Annotated in this window: 16 protein-coding genes and 8 pseudogenes; 11 read left to right on the forward strand and 13 right to left on the reverse strand. The window is 69.2% G+C overall.

Annotated features, from left to right (window positions below; genetic code table 11):
• Window positions 1-339: pseudogene (locus UK82_RS25975) on the forward strand (IS701 family transposase); the annotation flags it as partial.
• Window positions 340-675: 336 nt separating this feature from the next.
• Here the strand turns inward: UK82_RS25975 and UK82_RS25980 are convergent.
• Together UK82_RS25980 and UK82_RS25985 are read right to left on the reverse strand one after the other, a co-directional pair.
• Entirely contained in the window at window positions 676-1,242 is a 567-nt protein-coding gene (locus UK82_RS25980; protein ID WP_044888467.1) for a DUF6036 family nucleotidyltransferase, read from the reverse strand.
• A 1-nt stretch (window position 1,243) separates the two neighbouring features.
• On the reverse strand, window positions 1,244-1,510 hold the full coding sequence (locus UK82_RS25985) for a hypothetical protein (RefSeq protein ID WP_236706452.1): 267 nt from the start codon (window positions 1,508-1,510) through the stop codon (window positions 1,244-1,246).
• A 310-nt stretch (window positions 1,511-1,820) separates the two neighbouring features.
• Here UK82_RS25985 and UK82_RS25990 point away from each other — a divergent pair, with 310 nt between their 5' ends.
• A complete protein-coding gene (locus UK82_RS25990; RefSeq protein WP_055409900.1) occupies window positions 1,821-2,027 on the forward strand; it encodes a hypothetical protein in 207 nt (68 codons plus the stop codon).
• 247 nt (window positions 2,028-2,274) lie between these two features.
• Window positions 2,275-6,930: a toll/interleukin-1 receptor domain-containing protein gene (locus UK82_RS25995; protein ID WP_055409902.1), complete on the forward strand. Its 4,656-nt coding sequence runs from the start codon at window positions 2,275-2,277 to the stop codon at window positions 6,928-6,930.
• Between the two features lie 36 nt (window positions 6,931-6,966).
• Here the strand turns inward: UK82_RS25995 and UK82_RS43370 are convergent.
• From UK82_RS43370 to UK82_RS26005, 3 genes and pseudogenes are all read right to left on the reverse strand, one after another.
• Window positions 6,967-7,096: pseudogene (locus UK82_RS43370) on the reverse strand (IS630 family transposase); the annotation flags it as partial.
• Window positions 7,097-7,114: 18 nt separating this feature from the next.
• Window positions 7,115-7,300 (reverse strand): annotated as a pseudogene (locus UK82_RS34465) (IS630 family transposase); the annotation flags it as partial.
• A gap of 106 nt (window positions 7,301-7,406) precedes the next feature.
• Complete coding sequence (locus tag UK82_RS26005; protein ID WP_055409904.1) at window positions 7,407-8,141, reverse strand: SDR family oxidoreductase; 735 nt, start codon at window positions 8,139-8,141, stop codon at window positions 7,407-7,409.
• Window positions 8,142-8,321: 180 nt separating this feature from the next.
• On the opposite strand from UK82_RS26005, the pseudogene UK82_RS41880 reads away from it, so the two are divergent.
• The 3 genes and pseudogenes from UK82_RS41880 to UK82_RS41890 form a co-directional block, all read left to right on the forward strand.
• Window positions 8,322-8,401: pseudogene (locus UK82_RS41880) on the forward strand (hypothetical protein); the annotation flags it as partial.
• Window position 8,402: 1 nt separating this feature from the next.
• Window positions 8,403-8,565: pseudogene (locus UK82_RS41885) on the forward strand (helix-turn-helix domain-containing protein); the annotation flags it as partial.
• A gap of 36 nt (window positions 8,566-8,601) precedes the next feature.
• Window positions 8,602-9,114: a hypothetical protein gene (locus UK82_RS41890; RefSeq protein ID WP_304438069.1), complete on the forward strand. Its 513-nt coding sequence runs from the start codon at window positions 8,602-8,604 to the stop codon at window positions 9,112-9,114.
• Between the two features lie 170 nt (window positions 9,115-9,284).
• Here the strand turns inward: UK82_RS41890 and UK82_RS26015 are convergent.
• The 4 genes and pseudogenes from UK82_RS26015 to UK82_RS26025 form a co-directional block, all read right to left on the reverse strand.
• Window positions 9,285-10,373 (reverse strand): beta-propeller fold lactonase family protein (locus tag UK82_RS26015; RefSeq protein ID WP_236706453.1); only part of this gene is annotated, 1,089 nt, incomplete at its 5' end.
• A 1-nt stretch (window position 10,374) separates the two neighbouring features.
• Window positions 10,375-10,745, reverse strand: a pseudogene (locus UK82_RS43375) (hypothetical protein); the annotation flags it as partial.
• Between the two features lie 1,264 nt (window positions 10,746-12,009).
• Complete coding sequence (locus tag UK82_RS26020; RefSeq protein ID WP_055409911.1) at window positions 12,010-12,471, reverse strand: anthrone oxygenase family protein; 462 nt, start codon at window positions 12,469-12,471, stop codon at window positions 12,010-12,012.
• A 433-nt stretch (window positions 12,472-12,904) separates the two neighbouring features.
• Window positions 12,905-13,387 carry a MarR family winged helix-turn-helix transcriptional regulator gene (locus UK82_RS26025; RefSeq protein ID WP_201784244.1) on the reverse strand — a complete coding sequence of 161 codons (483 nt, stop codon included), beginning with the start codon at window positions 13,385-13,387 and terminating at the stop codon, window positions 12,905-12,907.
• A 23-nt stretch (window positions 13,388-13,410) separates the two neighbouring features.
• Between UK82_RS26025 and UK82_RS26030 the strand changes: the two genes are divergently transcribed.
• Both UK82_RS26030 and UK82_RS26040 read left to right on the forward strand, forming a co-directional pair.
• Complete coding sequence (locus tag UK82_RS26030; protein WP_055409913.1) at window positions 13,411-13,590, forward strand: hypothetical protein; 180 nt, start codon at window positions 13,411-13,413, stop codon at window positions 13,588-13,590.
• A gap of 614 nt (window positions 13,591-14,204) precedes the next feature.
• The gene (locus UK82_RS26040; protein ID WP_044888270.1) at window positions 14,205-15,506 is read left to right on the forward strand and encodes a diacylglycerol kinase family protein; all 1,302 of its coding nucleotides are present in this window, start codon (window positions 14,205-14,207) and stop codon (window positions 15,504-15,506) included.
• Window positions 15,507-16,296: 790 nt separating this feature from the next.
• Here the strand turns inward: UK82_RS26040 and UK82_RS43380 are convergent.
• A pseudogene (locus tag UK82_RS43380) lies at window positions 16,297-16,817 on the reverse strand (hypothetical protein); the annotation flags it as partial.
• 349 nt (window positions 16,818-17,166) lie between these two features.
• Between UK82_RS43380 and UK82_RS26050 the strand changes: the two are divergent.
• From UK82_RS26050 to UK82_RS26065, 3 genes are all read left to right on the forward strand, one after another.
• On the forward strand, window positions 17,167-17,514 hold the full coding sequence (locus UK82_RS26050; protein ID WP_055409920.1) for a carboxymuconolactone decarboxylase family protein: 348 nt from the start codon (window positions 17,167-17,169) through the stop codon (window positions 17,512-17,514).
• 38 nt (window positions 17,515-17,552) lie between these two features.
• Entirely contained in the window at window positions 17,553-19,001 is a 1,449-nt protein-coding gene (locus UK82_RS26055; protein WP_236706455.1) for a DUF2252 domain-containing protein, read from the forward strand.
• Between the two features lie 1,191 nt (window positions 19,002-20,192).
• The gene (locus UK82_RS26065) at window positions 20,193-20,576 is read left to right on the forward strand and encodes an SHOCT domain-containing protein (protein WP_044888258.1); all 384 of its coding nucleotides are present in this window, start codon (window positions 20,193-20,195) and stop codon (window positions 20,574-20,576) included.
• A gap of 17 nt (window positions 20,577-20,593) precedes the next feature.
• Here the strand turns inward: UK82_RS26065 and UK82_RS43385 are convergent.
• The 3 genes and pseudogenes from UK82_RS43385 to UK82_RS40255 all read right to left on the reverse strand — a co-directional run.
• The coding region (locus tag UK82_RS43385; RefSeq protein ID WP_396230650.1) for an MFS transporter at window positions 20,594-21,782 on the reverse strand (1,189 nt) is incomplete at its 5' end.
• Window position 21,783: 1 nt separating this feature from the next.
• Window positions 21,784-21,985: pseudogene (locus UK82_RS43390) on the reverse strand (MFS transporter); the annotation flags it as partial.
• Between the two features lie 93 nt (window positions 21,986-22,078).
• Window positions 22,079-22,927: glycoside hydrolase family 15 protein (locus tag UK82_RS40255; RefSeq protein WP_236706456.1), on the reverse strand; the 849-nt coding region annotated here is incomplete at its 5' end.
• Between the last annotated feature and the right edge of the window lies 1 nt (window position 22,928).

Raw genomic sequence — 22,928 nt, forward strand, 5'->3', positions numbered from 1 at the left:
ATGCTCACCCACGCCTGGCTCGCCGTCACCGCGAGGAAACACCGCGACCAGAACCCGCCGGCCGTCCCGCCGACGATGACCGCCGTGGGATACAAGCATCTCCCCGGTGGCCTGCCGGTCGCCGAACAGCCGGAACCGGACAGGCGCATGATGACACCGTTCACCCTCAACGAGATCCGCCATGTCTTCGCCCTGTTCACCGAAGCCGTTCTCCCACCCGCCATGATCACCTGGTGGTCGGACTGGCGCCGCGGCCACCAGGCCCGCGCCCGCTACTACCACTACCAGACCCGGATCTACGCTGCCCAAAGCATCGCCCGGCAGGCAGCAGCCACATAAAGATCACTGGTGCTGTAGTACTAGGGTGGCGGTCACGGAGCGCGCCGAGACGGGAGCATCGCCGTGACGCTGATTGTCCACCCGGTGCCGATCGCCCCCTGTTCGCACAGCGTGCGCGCCGGGGCCGCAGACCCCTGCCGTCCCCTCTCGCCGGTCTGCCGCGGGGCCGGTGACCGCGTCGTGGCCTGGAAAGAGTCAGACGCTCACGGGCGGCGGGGGTGAGCCGCCGTGGCCGGCCGCGTTCGCGCTGGTCGGCGACGTGTGAGCCGTTCACGCAGATCGGGCGGCTGCGCTGCTCCCACTGCATTGGCGGCGCTGGACGTGCTGCGGCCAGGGTCAGGCAGGGTCGTCAGTAGTGGCCGTGTGGCCGCTGCGACCGTGGAGAGAGTCGACGATCACTTCGAGGAGGAACTGGGCCTTCGCGTCGATCGGGCGGTCACTGTAGACGGACTGGACGAGGTCGAGGCCTTCGTCGACGGTGGTATAGCCGAGCGTGCGGTAGAGGAACGCGATGTCGTCGGCGTCGGCTTCGACCCGGGACGCGAACAGCTTCATCGCGAGAAGGTATTCGGCGGAGGCGACGTCGACGGTGAGGTGGTCGGCCTCGAAGTATCTGGTCGCGGCCGGATCTGGGCCGGGCAGGAAGCCCTTCACCGCGTCGTTGAGCCAGTCGGCCGGGAGGGCGTGGCGTTCGGCGAGCGCGGAGGCCGCGGCGCGGACGACGTCGGTCGGCAGGAAGACGGCATCAAGGTCGCGGGTGGAGCGGGTCGCGTCGTAGACGAGGGCAAGCGCGGCCCCGCCGACGAGGAACAGGTCGGCCTTGGCTCCGCGCCGGCCCAGTTCGTCGTTGCGCTCCCGGAGCAGACCGGTGATCGACTCGCGGCCGAGGCCGGGGCCGGTCATGTCACGCCCGCTGGAGCGCGCCGCTGGTGATGAACACGCCGCGTTTGCGGAACGACAGCGGGGACTCGACCAGCGCCCGGGGATGCAGGCCCTTGAGCGCGGTGACGAACCACCACGGCACCGCCTCGAGCGCCGGGTCGCGCACCCACGGGGGGGGCAGGCCAGCCGTTGCGGCGGGCGAGATACTCTCCGAGCGCGGCGAGAGCAGCGTCCACTCGCCGGTCGCCGGACGGCCGGGGGCGGTCGGTCCACATCGCCTGGGCTGCATCAAGGCCCTGGTGACGCAGCACGCTGGTGTAGTCGTCGAGCAGCTGGACAACGATGTGCCGCCAGATGTCCTGGAGGCGTGACTCGGCCGCGACCATGCCGGCCGCGACGGCGGCGGCGTCGTCAACGGTCCGGAAGGCACTCAACGGGTCCACGTTCCCGCACTACGCTGCTGATCATGATTTTCGGTGTGCGCGACAAGGTGACGGCTTCAGTGGACTACGGTCGGTCACAGGTCGCGACCAGGGCGCCGCCGTCTCCTAGTCCTGGTTCGCAGCCAGCCGGAAACGTCAGCGAGGAGGCCCTCATTTATGAGTACTCCGGAGACCGGCCCGCCGCTGCGCCCTCAGGCCACCGTTGAGGAGCTCTTGGCCACGCGAGGTACACAGCCCATCCGGTCCCTCGACGACCTGGCGGCCGACACCTTCGACTCTGACGAGGAGCTCGACGAGTTCCTCGCGTTCACCCACGCCGAGCGTCGTCGCCTGAGCCGCCGCCGCGCAGCCTGTCGTCCTTGACGCCGACGTCGCATCCCTGAGCCACAAGCGCAGACTCAGCGGACCCGTAGCGACTCGTCTGATCGGCCGCCGGCCACTGATCGTCTTCGTGACCTTCGGCGAGCTCACCACGTGGACCGACCTGCGGTACGCACATCCCAGGCTGGCAACCAGGTTTCGGAGCCAGACCACGCGGGCGGACGATTGTTCATGGACAGTGCGTGCCTGACCTGATGACGGATCGGATCATGGCTGCGACGATTTCCCCGTGGACGCAGACGAGGAGACGCGGGCGCGTTACGACGTGTTCCTGTCCTACGCCCGGGCGGACGCCCCGGATTTCCGGACCGCCGTGCTCGACGGGCTCAGCCAGGCTGGATATCGGGTGTGGTTCGACCGGGAGCGGATGCCCAACCGTGGGACCACGTTCGGGCAGGAGATCCGACGGGCGATCGAGGCCAGCGACCGGCTGGTCCTGCTGGCTGGCCCAGGCGCGATGGCGTCGGCGTACGTCGCGCAGGAATGGGGCTACGCGGACGACGTCGGTAAGCCGGTGATCCCGGTGTTGCGCGGGGTTGCCTTCGACGATCTCCCCGAGGTTCTGCGTCATTACCACGGGGTCGACGCCCGGCGACTGACCGCCGACGCCACCGCCGCTGCGGTGACGGAGCTGGTCAGGCTGTTGGCCGAGCCGGCGCGACCGCTCGGCAACTGCTTCCATGTCCCGCGCCAGCCTCCGCATGCCCACGACCGTCCCGAGCTGGCCGCGCGCTTGGTCGACGCGCTCGCACTGGACCGGCTCGCGCCGCGCGACGCAGGCCAGGCGCCACGCGTCGTGGCCTTGTACGGCGTGTCCGGTGTCGGGAAGAGCACGGTCGCCGCGGCGTTCGCCTCCGCCGTCCGCACTCGTCGGATGTTCTCCGATGGCATCGTCTGGCTCACGGCCGGCCCGGGCTTCCAGCCACTCGCCGCCGCCCGGGAGCTGCTTGGGTTGATCGCCCCGGGCGCACCATCGCCGGAGACGGATCCGGGCGTGGCGCTCGCGGCGGCCCTCGGTGACCGGGAGGTCATGTTGGTCCTGGACGACGTGCGCGACCCGGACGCGGTCGTAACGCTGGTGTCCGCGGTCGGCCCGGGCGGCCGAGTGCTGATCACCGCCCTCGACCAGGCGGTGGCGGTCGCGCTCGGGGCGGTGGAGATCGCCGTCGACCAGATGGACGATCGGGCCTCGCATGAGCTGCTCGCCGCCTGGACCGGCGGGCCGCTCCCGGCTGGGGCCGACGTGCTGCTCTCCGCATGTGACGGTCTGCCGTTCGCTCTCGCGACCGTCGGCGCGATGCTCGCGAACCGGACGCCGTGGGCCGTCGTCGCGCAGGCATTGGATGCGCGTCGACTCGACCTGTTGGCGGCACGGTTTCCCGGGTATCCGCATCGGACGGTGCTCGGAGTCGTCGCTGCCTCGGTCGACGCGCTTGCGGCTGACGACCCCCGCGCGGCCGGCTGCTACCTCGAACTGGCCGCTTTCCGGCCCGGTGCCGTGCTCACCAGGCCGGCGCTGGTCCGGTTCTGGTCGCGGGCCAGCCGGCAGCCCCGCCTGACTCCGCTGGAGGCCGAGCTCGCACTTCCGGTGCTGGACCGCCGCCTGCTGCTGCGCCCGACACCCGACGGCCACGGCTATACCTTGCACGGCCTGCACGAGGACTTCGTCCGGGTCCGCCATCCCGACCCGATCGGCCTCGCCGCGGCCCTGGTCGAGAGCTATCGCGCCGAGGGAAAGGCCTGGGCCGAGCTAGACGACGACGGTTATGTGTTCGACCACCTCGTCGAGCACCTTGCAGACCTCGATGACCGGGCGACCTTGGCGCAGGTCGTCACCGACGGGTGGGCCCGGCGGCAGTGGCTGCGTCGCGGCGACCTGGGACAGGCGCTGGACGACGTCCGCCTGGCGCTGGACGCCGCGGCCCTGGTACCGCTCGACCTGGCGAGCGTCACCCGCCTGGCCGTGCTCGCCGGGCAGATCACCGCCGCCCTCCGACGCGCGCCGGCCGGGCTGATCGCCGCCCTGGCCGACATCGGCGAGGAGGAGCGCGCGCTGCGGTGGGCAGGCGACCAGCCCAACGCGCCGGAACGGTTCGCGTCGCTGGTGTCGGTGGCCGCGGTATTGGTGGACCGTGGCTCGCTGCCCCTAGCCCGCCGGGTGTGCCGGGTCGCCGCCGAGACCATCCCGTTGTTGGGCGCTCAGCCGGAGCTCGGGATGCTGCCCGAGCAGACCGTCCTGGAGACGGTACGTACGCTGGTTGGCCTCCCGGACAGGGACGCGTGGGAAGAAATCGACGCGTCTATGATCCCATTCGTCCGGGCGCTTCGCGGGTTCCCGTCGCCAGACGCCGGGGAAGAACTCGACGCCCTGACGGCCGCGATCGTTCGGGAGCCGCTCGACGCGCTAGTGTCGCTCGCGCCGCTCGCCTGGGCTGCCGGGACGGTTATCGACCTAGCTACCATGAGCAGCCCAGGCTGGGGGCTGTATGGCCCCCTCATTCCGCTGGTCGCGGTCGAGGAACTCGCGGCGGCTGGCGAGACCCGGGTGGCGGCCGACCTGCTCGACGCCTACAGGCCGCGTCCCGCGGAGTCCGACGGCCGCGGCCATGACGACCGTATCGATGCCGCGAAGTGCCTGCACGCGGTCGCGACCGCCGCGGTCGGCCGGTTCGAGGCCGCCCACGCCGCAGTCGACGATCTGCCCGCCTCTTACCAGACATCCGGCCGCCGCGGGCTGGCCCGTAACCTAGCCCGAGCCGGCCGTTTTGACGACGCCGCGGCGCTGCTCGGGTCCATCGACGACGAGGCGGTCGTGGACGCCGCCCTTCGTGACGTCGTCGAAGCCGCCCTGAAAACTGCCGGGCCCGCCGACTGCCGACGGCTCGCTGCCGTAGCCGAGGACCTGGGCCGCCCCGAGGCGGCCGACTACCTCGCGGCGGCGGCCGGGGACCCGGATGCTGGCAGACGATTCGTCGACGGCACGATGGAACCGGGTCCAGAGGCACCACTCGCGTTGCAGGCCATCGTCGGGGTCGCCGCAATCCACTGGCGGCGCGGCGCGCGCGACCTGGCTCGGACGGCCGTCCGAGCCGCGGTGCCGCTCGCTGAACAGATCCTTGGCTCGCAGTGGTGGGCCCCGGAAACCACCGGGGCGCCTCGTGCCGTGGCCCAGATGGCGGCGCTGCTGGCCACCCTCGCGATTCGCATCGGCGAGCCGCTGGTCGAGGGCCTCGTCGTCATTCTGTTCGGCATCGAATATGAGTTGGGCCGCCCACCATCCTTCAAGAGCACCTTCATCCGTGAGCTCGCGGCGAGCGGCCGGTCCGATGAAGCGCTCGAGTTGCTCGACGGCTCCTTCCGGCCCGGCAGCCGCGCACTCGGCTACGCCATCGCGCTGGCCGGGATGGGCCGGGATCCCGGCCAGCGGACCGGGGCCGCCGTGGCGACCGCGGTCCAGGCCCTCGCCACGGAACTCGACAGGCTGACGGAGCTCGACAGGCTGACGGAGCTCGACAGGCTGACGGAGCTCGGGGCCATCGACGAAGCGCTTGCCGAGGCGCTGTCCCTGCACGGGCTCGACGGCGACGTGGGCGCGCTCGTCGACGGCCTCTTCTTCCGCGGGGTCGACGCGCGTGCCGATCTGCCGGTGACTCACGGACAGCTGGCAATCCTGCTCGCCCGGACAGGCCAGCCGGATCGCGTGCGAGAGCTGACCGGCCAGGTTCTGGCCAGCCAGATGCTCGAGACGCCCCGGGCCGAGGCGCGCGCAGCCGTCCTAGCCGCAGTCGCGGCCCGCCGGGGTGCCCGATCGCCGGAGCTGGCCGCGGCTGTTGAGCTGCTGACCGACGTGCGGACAGCGGCCGGTGCTGTTGACACCCTCGCCGAGGTCGTCGATCTGCACGGCCGATTCGTGTCCGTTGCGGCCGCCGCCGACGTCGCGAAGTCCGTGCCGACCGGCGAGGCCGCGGCGCTCGCCACGATGGTGCGTCGTTTCGGCGGTGCGGCGCACCCGCCGGAGATCACCGAGCAGGAAATCATCGACGCTGCGCAGGTCAGGACCATGGCCGCGGCCGCGATGGTGCTGGTGTGGGCCAGGGTCGGCCGCAGGCGCAAGGCCCGCGGTTGGCTGCGCCGCGCTCATGAGTTCCTGCGGGCCGCGACATCGCTGGCGCCCCACATTGTGCCACGCGGCGACGCGTCGAGGGCGACGATCCTGTGCCTGGAAGCGGCGCGGGCCGCACTCGACCTACCACCCGTCCGCATCGATGACGTAGACCTGGCCGCGACGGTCGCCTGGCACCTGTGGGACCGCGGCCACCGTCACGCCGCCGTCGACCACGCCCGCATGCTGCTCTCCTCGATAGAACCCCTCATCCGCGGCGAACCCGGGCCACGCGTCCTCTTCCCGGAGGGCTATATCCGGGAGCGCGAGCGGCGGGACGCCGCCCGCGCGAGCCTGACCGCGCTGCTGGCGATGGCGGCGGCGGACGGCGACCCGGCCAGGGCACGCGAGCTCGCCGCCGGGATCGATCTCGCCCAGCTGCGCAGCCTGCCTAACCTCACGGCCACCGAGCTGTCCGAGTACCTGGCCCGCGTGGCCATCGGATTGAACGGGGCCGGCCAGGAGGACGCGGCGACGGGGCTTCTGGATCTGGCCCTCGCGGAGAGCCTGGTCCTGGCCGGGCGGTCCGAGCTCGCCGCATTTCCACGCCTGTGCCAAGCGATCGCCGAGCTTCTGCCGACCGACGAGGCCACGCGGATCTGGGCGAGGTGGCTGTGGGCTGCCACGCAGTCCGACGTCAACGACGCCCTCAGGCTGGTCGCCTCATATGTCCGCCTGTTCCCCGATGTCGACCTCGCAGGCATCGCTGCCGTCCTGAAGTAGCTAGTGCGATGACAACGATCCTTCTCTGGTTCGGAATTAGGCGGCGTGTGATCGTGGTCGTCGCCAGCGTTGCTGGCGTTCGGAGCGGACGCGGGCGCGTTCGCGGCGTTGGGCGGCCAGGACGCTGGGATGGCGGGCGTGGGTGTTAACGCCAGCGCAGGTAGGCCCTGCAGCCCGCGGGCCCCCGGACCGTGTCCTCGTCCGCGACGACGAGCCGGGCGATCGCGGCCACCGGTGTCCCACTCGCCGACGCCATGATGATCAGAGCACGGCGAACCCGGATCGAGTCGTGCTTCCCCCGACGCACGAGGGCCTGGAGCCGCTGTCCCTCCTCGTCGGTCAACCGCCGTGCCCGCACCGGCTGCGCCATCACGGATCACCCCCAGGATCGGCCAGCATCCTCATCCCAGACGGTGTGCCCGCAACCACACCACCAGCACCCGCACCACAACCGGACACGTTCGTTGGTCAGCGCACTAGCGCTGCCTGGTCGGGCGGATCACGATCTCGTTGATGTCGACGTCAGCCGGTGCGCCGAGGGCGTAGGCGATGGCGTCGGCGATCACGGAGGCGGGCATCGAATGGCGTCGGTAGTCCCGCATCAGGTCGACGGCGTCCCGGTCCGTGATCGAGTCGGCCAGTTCGGTCTCGACAACTCCGGGCGAGACAGTGGTAACGCGAATCGTCGGGTCACTTTCCAGGCGCAGGCCCTCGGTGATGGCGCGGGCGGCGAACTTCGTCCCGCAGTACACGGCCGCCATCGGCGTGACCTGCAGGCCGCCGACGGACGCGACGGTGACGACGTGCCCCGCGCCCTGCCGGGCGAAGTGCGGCAGGACCGCGTGGATCCCGTACAGCAGTCCGCGGATGTTCACGTTGATCATCTGGTCCCAGTCGTCGACAAGGCCCGCGTCGAGTCGTGACAGGGGCATCACGCCAGCGTTCGCAACAAGCGCGTCGAGGTGGCCGTGCTCGGTGGCCACCCGGTCGGTGAGATCGGTGCAGTCGCCGCGCGACGTGACGTCGAGCTTCTCCGCCTGCGCCGAGCCACCGTCCTGCCGGATGTCCGCGACCAGGTCGATGAGCCGGTCCGTGCGGCGCGCCGCCGCGATGACATGCCATCCGTCAGTAGCCAGCCGTCGCGCGGTCGCGGCTCCGATGCCGCTGCTGGCGCCTGTGACGATCACTGTCTTTGGCGTTGCTGTCGTCATGGTCGGTACCTTGCCTCGCTGCTGTTGGTGTGGGTCGGACGAGTTCGACCCTGCCGACCTCGCGAGGCCGTGTTCAGGGCGCAGTCACCCTGGGTACAGCGCACCCACCGTCCGGTGCTGTCGGCCGACGTAGCCTCAGCNCATGGCCTCGATGGAGTTCGGCGACTTCCTCCGAGCGCNCCGCGCCCAGGTGACTCCGGACCAGGTGGGGTTGCCGACCACCGGCCGCCGACGTGTAGCCGGGCTGCGGCGGGAGGAGGNCGCGGCGCTTGTGGGGCTCAGTGTCGACTACTACACCCGGCTTGAGCAGGGGCGCGAGAGGCACCCGTCGACCCAGGTGCTCTCCTCGATCGCCGACGCGCTGCAGCTTGACCACGACGCCTGTCAGCACCTGTTCCGCATCGCCGGTTTCGTGCCGGGGCTGNGGACCTCGGCGTGCCCCGAGCGCATCGATCCCGACCTGCGGCAGCTGATGGACGGCTGGCTGCACAACCCGACCCTGCTGCTCGGCCGCGCCTACGATGTGCTCGCCCGCAACCGTCTCAGCGCCGCGTTGTGGCGGCCCTTCACCCACTCCGACAACCTGTTGCTCAACGTCTTCCTCGACGACGCGGCCCCGTCGTTCTACAAGGACTGGCGCGCGGCGGCGGTCAACACGGTCGCCGGGTTTCGCACCGCTGCCGGGGCTGCGCTCGACGACTCTCGCATCAAGGACATCGTCGCGCATCTGCGGGCGGCGAGCCCGGAGTTCGTCGAGATCTGGGAACGCAACGACGCCCAGGGCAAGGCTGCGGACATCAAGACCTTCATCCATCCCGATGTCGGAGAGTTGACGTTGCGGATGCAGGCCTTCGACGTCCGGTCCGCACCCGGACAGCAACTGGTCGTCTATCACGCCGAGCCCGGCACCTCATCCGCCCAGGCGCTCGACCTCCTGGGCAGCCTGGCGGCGACCGCGGACGCCGTCTCCTGACCCGTGCGAGCCGCGCCTCACCTCGACGCCGGGCGGACACCTCCGACCGGCCGCCAGCACCGCTCTCGCCGCGCCACGGGATGAGACGTTCGCATAGCGAACGCGCCGGGGCGGCGGTTGGTGCCCCATCGTTACCGCCGAGCCGCACCCCCGCCTCGGTGACGCTGTTCCTATCCTTTGGCGGTGCCGCCACCGCCTGCGTCGACGGGGCCGCGGGGCACTGTGGCGGGCGTGGCGGCGGGGCGCAGGATGAGGTTCTCGTAGTTGTTGGCGAAGAAGGCTACGAAGACCAACGCCTCGGGGATGACACCCATGCTGTTGCTGGTGGCCGTGAGCAACGCGATGGTGTCGATGCCCCGGGTGGCGTACACGGTGAAGGCACGATGGGGTGGCAGCCCTCGGGCGCGGACGGCGACTTCGTCGACGCCGGGTAGGGCGCGGAGCTGAGCGTCTCCGGTTCCGGAAACGCCTTGCACTGCGATGGGGCGGTTCTCGATGCGCATACCGAGGCCTTGCCGAGTCAGGTTCATGGTGCTGCCGGGGCTGCTGCGCGCGAGGTAGACCAGGGCCATCGGAGACTGTCCGACGCGGAGGGTATCGATCACTTGCATGGACCTGGTGTCGATCACGTCGACCGCGTCGGAGTACTGCAGCGCCACGTACATGCGGGTGTTGTCTGGGCTGGGCCAGAGGCCGTGCGGACCAGCGCCGTGGTTGTGGATACGTTGGACCAATGTCGGCGCTCGGCCGGTCGAGCGGCGATAAACCAGAGTCTGGTTCAGGTCGCCGACCGTCAGGTAGGCGTAGTCGACGCCGTCGACGGTGACGAAGTTGGGATGGTTGGTCCGCGGGCCGGTGTCCAGGACGGCCTCGACCCGGTAGGTCTGCGTGTTGACGACAGTGGTGGTCTTGCCGTTGCTGGGCATGCCCAGCCAGATCTCCTTGCCGTCGGGGGAGATCGCCTCGTCGGAGGAACCGCCGGCATTGGTCGGGATGGCGACGTGCTGGATAATTCTGTGGCTGGCTACGTCAATCACATCGAAGGCGTCGGCGCGCAGGTGGTTGACGTAGGCTAGTCGGCCGTCCGGACTGAAGACCACCTTGGAGGGGCCGTCTTCGGAGTGGATGCGGTCGATGACCTGGTTGTTGCGCCAGTCGACGACAGCGACGGTGTCCTGGCCTCGCTCGGCTACCCACAACTGGTTTCCGTCTGGGGAGAAGAAGCCCTCGTGTGGGGCGCGGCCGAGGTAGATGGTGTGNATCACCTGGTTGGTCGCGGTGTCGATGACGTGCACGGCGTTGGTGGTTACGTCGATGACGTCGAGGTAGCGGCCGTCGCGCGAGAATCCGAGACCGTGGACGCCGATCTGCCCGTCATACATCGCGCCGAGGACGTCCGCGTCCGTGTCCATGCGCGGTTTTCCCAGGGGGATCGTGCCCAGCACCGTGTCGGTCTTCGGGTCGATGACTGTCACGGTGTTGGAGTCCTGGTCGGCGGTGTATACCCGGTCGTCCGGTGAGATTGGCTGTGCGCCGGGGAGTGCCGGAGCCTGTGTTATCGCCTGCGCCGCCGGCCGGTGGACACCGCCGGTCGGTGGCCGAAGACCGCTGGCGGCCGGACCAACAGTCATGGCGGCCGCGATGACCACTGCTGTTCGCGTGACCGTGCCGGCGCGGGCTGGCCCCCGGGAACCTCGGAGCAACGGCACAACAACTCCTCGAGAAAGGTCATCCAAGTCGCCTACGACCAAGGTCTGACGGGAAAGCGACTAATGGTCTATGACCCAGGAATTTGGCTAGACTTCCCTGCCCGGCTAGTCGACACAAGGCTTGCCCTCGTTTGGGAATTTTTGCCTGTCCTGACGCTGCCACTCCTGAGTGTGGCCTGCAAGGAAGGACCCGTCTACCGCAACGGGGATCGTGCCCGACCTCTTTGTCGGTCTCGTCTGGCGAGCAGTTCGTGGACCCGGACACCCCGCACGAGCGAATCCGCGCCATCAACGACCTTTAACCCGACCACCATGCCCGCGATCACCGTCACCAGGCGCGTGGAAGCGTCGGAAACCGTCAAGTGTGCGGAACGCTCGTTCGATTCGGCAGATGATGTTCAAGTCTCGACAGTCACTTGACATCGCCCCTGGTCAGAGCCCGTGTGAAGACGGGACGGACGGTGATTTCAGGGCCCCGGACCAAGATCGACCGATTCGGATTCCGGTACACCGGGTCCACCATGTTCTGTAATCACTTTTCCGACCTACTTAAATAGTAAAACTCTATAAATTTTACTGCTTGATCGAATGGGAAATGTCCAGGTCGGAGTGCTGATCAACTGCCTCGAGCCCCCGGCGCCTCGACGGATATTGACTACAGAGCGTAACCATGATCGGACCAGCTGCTGACTTTCGGTTGTCCTGGAGCCACCAGATGTCTCCGCTGGATGTTACGTTTGAGGTCGATCGCCCGACGGACTGGTTGATCGGGTGAGATCATGATGAGTCGTGTGGAGGAGCCGGAACTCACGCGATCGTGACCCAGAAGATCGCGGGATGACGGTGCGCGAGTACTTCGCAGCACCTCAATGATCCAACAAGCCCAAGATCAAACTAGGCTAAACGGCGTTGCTCCCCGAGGTGTGGCCGCCGTGGGCGATTGCGGGGGTTTCGCTCGCGGCGGATAAGTCGGGTGTTCCGGACAGGCCTGAGGCGTTCTGAGTGTTGATCAGGTTCTGGGTTCTGGGTTCAGCAGTGCGTCAGGATCGCCTTAGAGAAGTCGGGCGAGCGGGGGACAAGTCCGCCCGCGGACGGCTCCTTGCCGAATGATCCGCAACCGTTGGCAAACGGCCTGGTCGAGTTGACGTTTCACGATTGCCGGGCGGACGAGTGCGGGGAGAAGGCGTCAGGACGTGGTCGCCGCCAGCGCGAGCAGCACCAGGGCGCTGACGGCGGCGATCGTCCGGATGGAGTTGAAGAAGTCCCAGCGGGCCCGCTGGGACTGCCAGTCGCTCGGCGGCGCGCCCGGCGTCCAGGTGGCCATCGCGTTGTTGATCGGGAGGTCGCCACGCACGGTGACAATGATGTTGGTGAAAACGCCCACCGCGGCGACCGCGGCCAGGATCGCGCAGGCGGCGGAGCCAACTACGGCGGCGACCGCCGTCAGGGCCACCGTCGAGAGCAGGCAGGCGATCTGCAGCGGCTTCATGAACTTCGGGTAGCTGATGTCGAACGCCTGCTTGACGAGTACGTAGGTGGTCGCGGGCAGGGAATGCATCGCAGGCCGCACGGCGACCAGACCAATGGTCATCGTCCCCGCGACGAGCCCGGCCAGCACGAGGGAGACTACGACAAGGGTCGAGACCATGATTTTTTGGCTCTCCATCCATCAGACGCCGCTGAGTGGATGTGTTCATACCAAGCCGGACGGGTCGTCGCGACCCGTTGTCCTTTTCCTGCCTGGCGTGCCGGACGGCGCAGCGGGATGGCCCGTGGCGGGGGTAATGCGGGCTACCGGGCGGTTGACGCCCGGCGGCGTGCCGGGCGGGTGAGTCGATCCGTCACGAATTGTAATCGGTGCGATGCTTCCTGGCGAGGGTGGGCTGGCCGGTCGATGAGCCTTGGCTGGCTCGTATCCGCAAGCNGTCCCCGCTGGGAACCGGCGTGTGAGGTTGTTCGCCGGCAGACTGGTTGATCGATCTCCTCACGCTCGGCGAACGACAGATGCCGAGGCGACCGCTTGGGAGCGCATGGCACCCTCGACCGTTCATGAACGCAGGTCGCGCTTGACCGCGACCTGCTCAGCTCGCGGATGAGGCTCGCTTGCCGGTGGCGCGTTCATGGGCACGTAGGGTGTCGACGGCCAGGCGGCGCTCGGCCGGGGTCAGCGGTTGGAGGGCCTCTCGCCAGGCGGTGGCGCCTGGACCGAGCCATCCCTCGATCGCCGGACGGCTGACGTCGGCGATGCTCACGATTCGCCGCCGCCGGTCGTCGGGATCCTCGCGGCGCTCCACGACCCCGCCGCGGCTGAGGTCGGCGACCATGAGGCTGACCGTCATCGGCGCCACCTCCAACCGCGCGGCCAGGGCATTCACGGTCATGAGCCCGTCGAAAAGCAGGTACGACAGCAGCGACAGGTGCCGGGGGCCGAGGGCCAGTTCGGCCAGCTCATCCGGCGGCGGTATCCGCTTGGCCCGCCCGACCAGTTGCGGCATCAGCAGCAGGAGCTCTCGGACGGCCTCGTCCACGTCGAACTCGCCGCCGCGCCCAGGGCTGGTTGACACTTCCCTCCCCGTCGTAGTTAGCGTTGCTGGAAAGGGCCGCGAAGGCCGGCGTGCGCTATCTGGTGCTGCTGTCCTCGCCGGCGTCCTCTGAAGTCGGAGAGTTCGACCAGCCCATCGGGCTGGTGCACCGCGCGGTCGAGTGGGCCGTCGCCGAGTCCGGGATCGCGCACACCGTGCTCTACCCGAGCTGGCTCGCTACCTAATGCCCGGCGCGACTGGGCCGAGCAGATCCGTATGATCGGGCGGGTCGCGCTGGCCTTCGGGGATGCGTCCTGCACGCCGATTCAGACCTCTTCGCCCGCATCGGGTTGATTTTTCGCTCCTGATCGAGTTGCCGGTTCAGGTCACGGATGGGACGGTAGATGGGGTGATTCCGAGAGGGGGTGGGATATGAGATTGCCGGCTACTGTCTGGCTTATCGGTATCCAGTACCCGGCGCCTTCTGGACCATTCTCTTCATTTTCCCGCAGCGCCGATCATCCCATTCCTCGGCGTCTTTTTACCTGATCCCGAGGGGGCCGGAAATGGCCTCCCGGGAAGTCGACCATGCGCGAGCGAAACAGGATCAGGTCGCCGCCTGTATCCGGGAGACAGCCTCCGGCGCCGGGATGGACGCGGACACGGACACGCTCTCCAGGCTCGCTGAGCTCAAGGCGACCGGCGACCTGCCCGAGGCGGAAACCAGCATGCCGAGGAGAAGGTCCTGCGCTGAAGCCACTCGACGAGGTGGGAAGGATGGGTAATCGTGCTTTCCTGGATGGTTCGCCGGCCGGGGCGGCGGGCGGGGCGGCGGCCGGGGCGGCGGGCGGGAGTGCCGGTGTCCCGCTCCCGGCGGGTGGCGGCTTCAGCGGCGTTGATGAGCTTCGCCGCGGCGGTCACTGTCATCTTCGCCCGGCTGATCGACCGGCCGATTGCCCTGCCGGTTTCGGTCGCCGCTGTGACGATCGCGCTGGTGGCAGGCTGGGCGGCGCTGGTCGGACGGGGGCTGCGCCGCCTGAGCGCGGCCGTAGTGGCGGCCTTCGCGCTCGGCGGCCTGATCGCCTTCGCGGGGGTGGTCGGCCTGACCACCATGCTGGTCACCGCGTGCCTGCTCGTCACGTCGGGAACCGCAGCGCGCGGCGCCTTCGGACGACACCGCCCCAGGGGGCGCATGGTTGGAGCTGCCCGGCGCGGCGTCCTGCTGGTGAACCCGCGCTCCGGGGGTGGCGCCGCCGACCGCCACAATCTCGCTCAGGAGGCCGCCCGGCGGGGGATCGCGGTCGTCACCCTCACGGAACGCGCTGATCTGCGTTCCCTCGCCGAGGACGCCGCCGACCGCGGAGCCGACGTGGTGGGCATGGCGGGCGGCGATGGTTCGCAGGCACTGGTCGCGGACGTGGCACGGCGGCGAGGGATGGCGTTCGTCTGCGTCCCAGCCGGTACTCGTAACCACTTCGCCCTTGACCTCGGCCTCGACCGGAAGGATGTGGTGGGGGCGCTCGACGCGTTCGACCTCGCTGTCGAGCAGCGCGTTGACCTCGGTCAGCTCGGTGACCGCGTGTTCGTCAACAACGTCTCGTTGGGCGTCTACGCCGAAATCGTGCAGTCCGACAGCTACCGTGACGCCAAGATGGGAACGGCGGCCGCGATGCTGCCCGACCTGCTGGGCGTGGACCGCGCTCCGCCGGATCTTCGCTTCACCGGCCCGGACGGTCAGGCCGGATCGACCGCGGACGTCCTGCTCGTGTCCAACAACGCCTACCAGCTGCACAGCCTTGGTGGTTTCGGTACCCGGCCCCGGCTCGACAGCGGCCGGCTTGGCGTGGCGGCGTTGCGCGTCGATCGCGCTCGCGACCTACCCGCCCTCGTCGCGCTCGAGTCCATGGGTGCCATCAGCCGGTTCCGCGGTTTCCACCAGTGGACCAGCCCCACCATGCGCATCGACTCCGCACGACCGGTCAGCGTCGGCGTGGACGGGGAGGCGCTGCGCCTGCCGCCACCGCTGGATCTCCGCTTGCTTCCGGCGGCTGTGCGCATTCGGATTCCACTGCACGCGCCCGGGGTCCCGGCCGCGCGGCCGGGTGTCTGGGGGATGTTCCCCGCGCTGATCCGCATCGCCGTCGGCCGGTCGCCGGCCTGAACCGTGCCCGTGCGTATCGGCGTGGGTGTCAGGTGGTCGGCGGCCCCACGACGCCGTCGGAAGGCCTGCCATCGGGGCTCCCGGGACCGGGTCGGATGGTGCCGGCGGCGGCAAGGACACCCAGCACAGCCAGAGTAATCAGAACTACCACAAGGACGAGGGCGACCGATGACGGGGTCGGAGAGTTCCACAGCGCCAGGGCCAGCGCCCCGGCCCCGATGACGATCCCGCTGGTGAGGCGGCGATGCCTGGCCAACCAGCGGCCCGCGCCGCCGGTGCGCACACCCACCCGGGTCGCGGCCCGACCGACGGCTCCGGTGGCGTGGGCGGCGCCGGAGCGGACGGCCCGGGCGCCGCGCCCCGGCCCGTAGAGATATCCAGCGACCACGGTGATGACGGCTATGGTCAGCCAGGTAAGCGCGCTGTCTCGCAGGAAACGGACGAGAGTGTCGTAGATGGCCGCTGCCGCGTCCCGCGGCTGGGTGTCGGACGGGACGGAGTCCAGATAGACCTGGCGCATGACGGCCAGCCCCACGAGCAGCACGATCATCGTTACGCCGATTCCGATTCCCGTGGCCATGAGCCCGGCGCGGTGCGAGGGCGCCAGCCACACGCCCAGCGCGGCGAGTGCCACAACGGCGACCGGCAGCCAGCGGCCGAGGACGGCGAGTAGCCGCAAGGCGTCCTGAGCCTTGCTCAGTTTGTCCGTTCGCAGCAGCACGATCTGTCGGTCGACGTCGGGAATCTTGTTTGCCTTCTCGAAGCCGGCGTCGGCCAGCCGCTTCTGCANACTGTCGACGACCGGGCCGATGTCCAACACGATCGTGTTGTCCTTGGCCTGCACGGCGCTGCCGCCCTTACCGGTGAGGACCTTCACCACGGCGGCATGTGCCCGACGGTTCGCGTTCTCCCAGACCAGGGGGAACTGGTCACTGGTGACCACCCCCTCAACCACCTGATGTACCGCGCTGGTCAGGGCGGTCTTCAGCGCGCCGGCCAGTGCGTCGGCGTGGTCCACGACAGCGGGGGGAGCGCCGTTTCGCGCGAGGACGCCGGCGAGCGACGCGGTGACCTGATCGACGTTGACGTTACTGACGACCCGGCCGGTCAGACGGTCGATCACCAGGTTCTGCACCGCGGGGTCGGTGGCGAGCGGGGCGACGGTATCGACGTACCGGTCCGTATCGGAGATCGTCGTGTCCGCCCAGGTGGCAACCACGGCGAGCGGCGCCAGCACGGCGGCCAGCAGGAGCAGGAGGGACGCCCCGACGGTCCGTAGCCGGTCGTGCCGCACCGCTGCCGCGCTGCGCANCCGCTCGTACTCCGCCCGTTCCCCGACGGACAGGGGACGCTTGTCGTCCGAACGCGCCGGGCCGTCCGAGCCGCCGCCAGCACTGGCAACCATGGCGCAGCCCTCCTGCTTTCTGCCTGGGGAGGCCGCCAGCACGGTCCCGCGGCCGCGACTTTCCCTGCGAGGAGTAACCATAAACTGCCGGCGGGCGAGACGGGAATGTGCCGCCGAGAAACTCCGGAAAAATATCGAAATCCGCTTCCTCCGCCTCGATCCGTTGCCGTCGTATGTTTGCGGGCCACCGGTCTCGGGCAGCCAATACGAGGAAAATATCCTTGAAATGCAAGTGGTCAAATTAAGGAGAGAGTAATGACGACACAGGCTCCTGAGCGGACGCTCGGCGCGATCGCGCACGGCGACGCACCAGTCTTCGAAGAGATCGTGCAGATGCACCTGAACACGCTTGAGCGGTCGGGCCTGGACGAGCGCACCTACCATCTCGTGCGCCTGGCGGCGCTCGTCGCCGTGGACTCGGCGCCCGCTTCCTATCTGATGAACCTCGCCGCTGCCCAGGAGGCAGGCCTCACCGCCGCCGATGCGCAGGGCGTGACCACCGCCATCGCACCGATCGTCGGAAGTGCCCGGGTCGTGTCGGCCGCGGGGAATGTCCTGCGCGCGCTCGGATTGGACGAGATCCTGAACGAGAACCCGGAGTAACGAGAGCCCGGAGTAACGGGAATGGTGTGAGGTAGAGCATGGTAGCGGTCGTCAGCCCACCGCCGGTCGCGGCCGGTTCGCGGCCACGGCTGTCCGCGAGGTCCGAACAGCTCACGCCGACCGAGCGCGCGGCCCGGGGAAAGGGCGCGAGGATCCTCGCCCCGCGCCGGATTCACGGCGAGTATGCGCCGACGTCGGGCCGGGCCGATCCGGTCGACGTGATCGAACGGCAGTCGCGGACCCGGCTGCCCGAGCTCGTCCCGCTGCGCTACCAGCGCATGCTGGAGTCACCGTTCCGGTTCTTTCGTGGTGCCGCCGCGGTCATGGCGGCGGATCTTGCCGGCACCCCGGTCTCCGGGATCGACGTCCAGCTCTGCGGCGACGCGCACATGCTCAACTTCCGCCTGCTCGCCTCCCCCGAGCGCCACCTGGTGTTCGACATCAACGACTTCGACGAGACACTTCCCGGCCCGTGGGAATGGGACGTGAAGCGGCTGGCCGCGAGCCTGGTCATCGCCGGCCGCGGCAACGGGTTCGCGCCGGCGCGGCGCCGGGCGGCCGTCAGCGCGGCGATCGGTGCGTACCGGGCCTGGATGCGCCGGTTCGCGGCCATGACCAACCTCGACGTCTGGTACGCCCACGTCGACGTGGATCAGCTGCGGGCCCGGCTCGGGGACGTGCTGGGACGGCGGTACACCAGGCGCCTGTCCCGCGCAGCCACCACTGCCCGGTCCCGCGACCGGCTGCGGGCCTTCGCCCGGTTGACCGAGGTGACAGACGGCCAGCCGCGTTTCGTCTCCGACCCGCCGCTGCTCGTCCCGGTCCGCGAACTGCTCCGCGGAGCCGAGCGCGACCTGCTGACAGATCAGCTCACCACCATCATCGACCAGTACGGCGCCACCCTGGTGGACGACCGGCGTTCGCTGCTCGCCCAGTACCGGCTCGTCGACGTCGCACGCAAGGTCGTCGGCGTCGGCAGCGTGGGTACCCGCTGCTGGGTGGCGCTGCTGCTCGGCCGCGACCGCGACGACCCGTTGCTGCTGCAGGTCAAGGAGGCGCAGGCGTCGGTCCTGGCGGATCACCTGCCCGCCAGCCGGTATGGCAACCAGGGGGAGCGAGTCGTCGCCGGACAACGTCTGATGCAGGCCGCCGGGGACATCTTCCTCGGCTGGCAGCGGGTGGACGGCATCGACGGGCGGCGCCGCGACTTCTACGTCCGCCAGCTGCAGGACTGGAAGGGCGTCGTGCTCCCCGAACGCATGGACCCCGACGGCCTCGCCCTGTTCGCGCGGCTGTGCGGAGCGACCCTCGCCCGGGCCCACGCCCGCTCGGGTGACCGCGTCGCGATCGCGGCCTACCTCGGCGCCGGAGACGCCTTCGACCAGGCGATCGCCCGGTTCGCCGAGGCCTACGCCGACCAGAACGAACGCGATCACGCGGCGCTCGCCGAGGCCGCGCGGTCCGGACGGATCAGCACGGCAGGCTGACGGGCGGGGGTGGGAACCCGTCGGGGTCGACGGTCCCCGGCTCGGCCCGGCGGGATGCGCTGGCCCTCACTTTGAGTGATGCTCTGGGTGTGGGTCGGCAGTGGGGACCGGCCGGCGGCCGGGGTCGCCACGAGCAGTCGAGAGGGCGTCTTTCCGACGCCCGGAGGCGGGCTTTGAAACCACCCAGTGGGTTTCGGGACAGATGGCGCGGGTCCTCGGCGGAGGACCTGGCCCGCCAGTTGCGGGAGAGCGATCTGATCAATGGTGCGATGACCCTCGCCGCGCTCATCCTGATGCTGTTCTTCCCGTTCATCATCACACTGGCGGCGGTGTCGCCGCTGCGCCCCGGCGGTGCGGCCGAGATCATCGTCAGGCGGATGGGGCTGAACCACGACGCCGCGATGGCCGTCGAGCGTCTCTTCACCCCCGACGGCGGCGGATCCGCGCAGTCCGGTTGGACGGTCCTCGGCGCGGTCTGGCTGACCCTGGGCGGACTGAGCCTGGCCGGGGCGGTGCAGTCGGTGTACCTGCGGGTCTTCCGGATTCCGGCGTTCGGCCTGCGCGGGGTGCCGGCTCAGGTGGTCTGGCTCGCCGGACTGATCGTCTTTCTCGCCGGCACCACCGCCACCGGGGCGGTGCTCACCGGCACGGTAGTCGGCCAGGTATGCCAGGGTCTGATTGTCATCGCGGCCATGGGACTGCTGTTCTGGATCGGTACCTGGGTTCTCGTCCGTGGNCGGCTGAGCTGGCGGGAAATCCTGCCCGCAGCCGTGTTCACCACGATCGGCCTGACCGGCCTCGGGGTGGTGAGCCGGCTGCTGTTCTCGGCATCGATCGTTGCGAACGAGCGGAACTACGGCGAGATCGGAGTCGTTTTCACGCTTCTTTCGTGGCTGATCGGACTCGGGGTCGTTCTCACCGGAGGGGCGACCGTCGGCGGCTGGTACAACAATCAGGGCCTGTCCGTCCTCCGCGCATTCAGGCGACACGCGAGATCCTCATCCGAGTGATTGCCGTATCCACCCACGGTCACGCACCCGAAATGTTCGTCGATCCACCCCGACGCCGGTGACAGCTTCTCCCCCGCCTCCCCGCCAGGACCGCGAAACGTGTGGTGACGCGCAGTTCGGGTAAGTCTCTCAACGAGACATCGCTGGTATCCGATTTCGACCTGCGCAAGGGGGCTTCATCATGGATTACCCGCTTCTGTCGGCCTTCTGGACCATGCTGCTGTTCTTCGGGCTCATGCTGTGGCTGTACCTGCTCTTCGTCGTCATCTCGGACATCTTTCGCAGTCGTGACCTCTCCGGCTGGGGGAAGGCCGGATGGTTGACCGCCGTCATCGTCCTCCCGCTTCTGGGAGTTCTGGCGTACACCATATTCCGTGGCGATTCGATGGGTGAGCGGGCAATGGCGGACCGGCAGCGGCAGCAGGCCTTGTACCAAGGGTTCCAGCCGTCCGCGGTGCAGTCTCAGGGGATTGCCGACGACATGGCGAAGCTGGTCGAGCTCCGGCGGAGCGGTGAGATCAGCGAGGAGGATTTCCAGCGGGCGAAGTCCCGCGTTCTGACCTGAGCCCCGAGTGAGATCAGTCAGTCGTGCGGGCTGACATCCGGCTGGCCGCCATCCGGCGTGTCGGCCCCGGAGGTGGTCCGGGACATCAGCGTGGCGGCGACCAGGCCGAGGACGCCGATGACGGCGAGTGTGACCATGGCGGCGGCGTAGGCGTTCGTGGTCAGGCCGGCGACGAGGATGGTGCCGGCGATGGCGGTGCCGAAGGAGGAGCCGAGGTTCGAGATGCTGCGGGAGAGGCCGGAGATCTCGCCCTGGCGTTGCTCGGGGAAGGCGGACTGGACGACGTTGACCGAGGGGGTGAGCATCACGCCGAGGCCGAGACCGATCAGCAACAGCCCGGGGGTGAACGCCCACGGGCTGCGTGATCCGGCGACCAGGCCGATCAGGAGGATGATTCCGGCAACGGTCAGGGCGAACCCGGCCGTGATCAGAGTGCCCTGGGAGCGACGTTTCGCAAGCCGCTCGGCGGCAAGCGACGAGGCGAGCAGACCGACAGTGGCCGCCGTGAAGATGAGGCCGGTCTTGATGGCGTCGTAGCCGCGTACCACCTGGAGGAACGCGGCGACGGTGAAGGACGAGCCCATGAGCAGCAGCCACTGGATGTTCTGGGTGACCAGGCCGAGGTTCGAGCTTCGGTTGTGGAACAGACTGGTGGACAGCAGCGGCTCCCGGCCGGCTCGCTCCTCGCGGCGTACCCAGTGCAGGAATCCGGCCAGCACGAGCACGCCGGCGGCCAGGAGGGCGGCCGTGAGGGCCAGGCTGTTGTCGGCGGCGAGGATGCCCATGACAATCAGGGTGAGGCCGCCTGCGGACAGGACCGCGCCGGGGAGGTCGAAGTGACGGTGCGGGTCCGGCGGGAGCGGGTCGGGGACGGACCGGCTCAGCGCGATGATGAGCGCAATGACCAGGGCCTGGAAGGCGAAGGCCGCGCGCCAGCTGATCGCGGAGGTGATCAGGCCGCCGATGAGTGGGCCCGCCGCCGCCCCGAGGCCGCCAGCGGCCATGATCATCCCGAAGGCGTGGGCGCGGGCGGTGAGGTCGGTGAACAGCAACGTGGTGAGGATGTAGACCGGGGGGATCAGCAGGGCGGTACCGACACCTTCCAGGATCGAGTTGCCGATGAGCAGTACGCCAACCCCTGGCGCGGCGGCGCTGAGCACGGCCCCTGTCCCATACACCGCGAGCCCGGTGAGGAAGCAGCGTTTGNGGCCCAGCCGGTCGGTCAGCTTGCCGCCGGGGATCATCAGCGCGGCCATGACCAGGAGGAAGACCGTGATGACGACCTGAACGGCCTGGACGGTCGTGTCGAGGTCGCGACTGATGTCGTTGATCATCACATTCATGTTCGACCCGGCGAAGCTGCAGATGAACTGCGCGAGCGCGAGCGGTGCCAGGACTCGTCGGTCGGTNCCGGCCGACCGTGGCGGGGNGAGGGGACCTGCGTCGGGCGTCTGCTCGGTCATGGTCGCCGCGTACCTCGCTTCCAATCGCGCCGCCGACGGTCAGCGGGCCAGGTACTCGGCGCGGTCGAGCTCCTCGTCGAGGGCGATGGCGGCGTCGATGAGCGCGAGGTGCGTGAAGGCCTGGGGGAAATTACCGAGCTGTTCACCGGACGGTCCGATCTCCTCGGCGAACAGGCCGACATGGTTGGCGTAGGTGAGCATCTTGTCGAAGGCGTAGCGGGCCTGGTCGAGGCGGCCGGCGCGGGCGAGGGCCTGCACATAGAGGAAGCTGCAGAGATTGAAGGTGCCCTCGGAGCCCCGTAGTCCGTCGGGGGAGGCGGCGGGGTTGTAGCGGTAGACGAGGCTGTCACTGACGAGTTCGTCGTTCATGGCGTCGAGCGTGCTCAGCCAGTCGGGGTCGTTCGGGGCGATAAAGCCGACGCGGGGCATGAGCAGCAGGGAGGCGTCGACGACGTCGGTGTCGTAGTGCTGGACGAAGGCACGGCGCTTGTCGTTCCAGCCACGGTCGATGATCTGCCGGAAGACGGTGTCGCGGGCCGTCTGCCAGCGGGTGAGGTCGGCGGGACGGGAGTAGGCGGTCGCGAAACCGATGGCCCGGTCAAAGGCGACCCAGGTCATGAGGCGGCTGTAGGTGAAGTTCTGCCGGCCGCCGCGAGTTTCCCAGATACCTTCGTCCGGGCGGTCCCAGTGGTCGGTGAGCCAGTCGATGACGGCGGTGAAGGCGTTCCAGCCGCGGATTCCGCCGATGTCCCTCGCCTCGGCGAGGGCATAGGCGGCCTCGCCGTAGATGTCGAGCTGAATCTGGTCGGCGGCGGCGTTGCCGGCCCTGACCGGCGCGGAGCGGCGGTAGCCCTCCAGATGATCGAGGATCTCCTCGGTCAGGTGGGGN

Origin of the sequence: Frankia sp. ACN1ag (assembly GCF_001414035.1) — a bacterium.
In the GTDB taxonomy this organism is placed as follows: domain Bacteria; phylum Actinomycetota; class Actinomycetes; order Frankiales; family Frankiaceae; genus Frankia; species Frankia torreyi.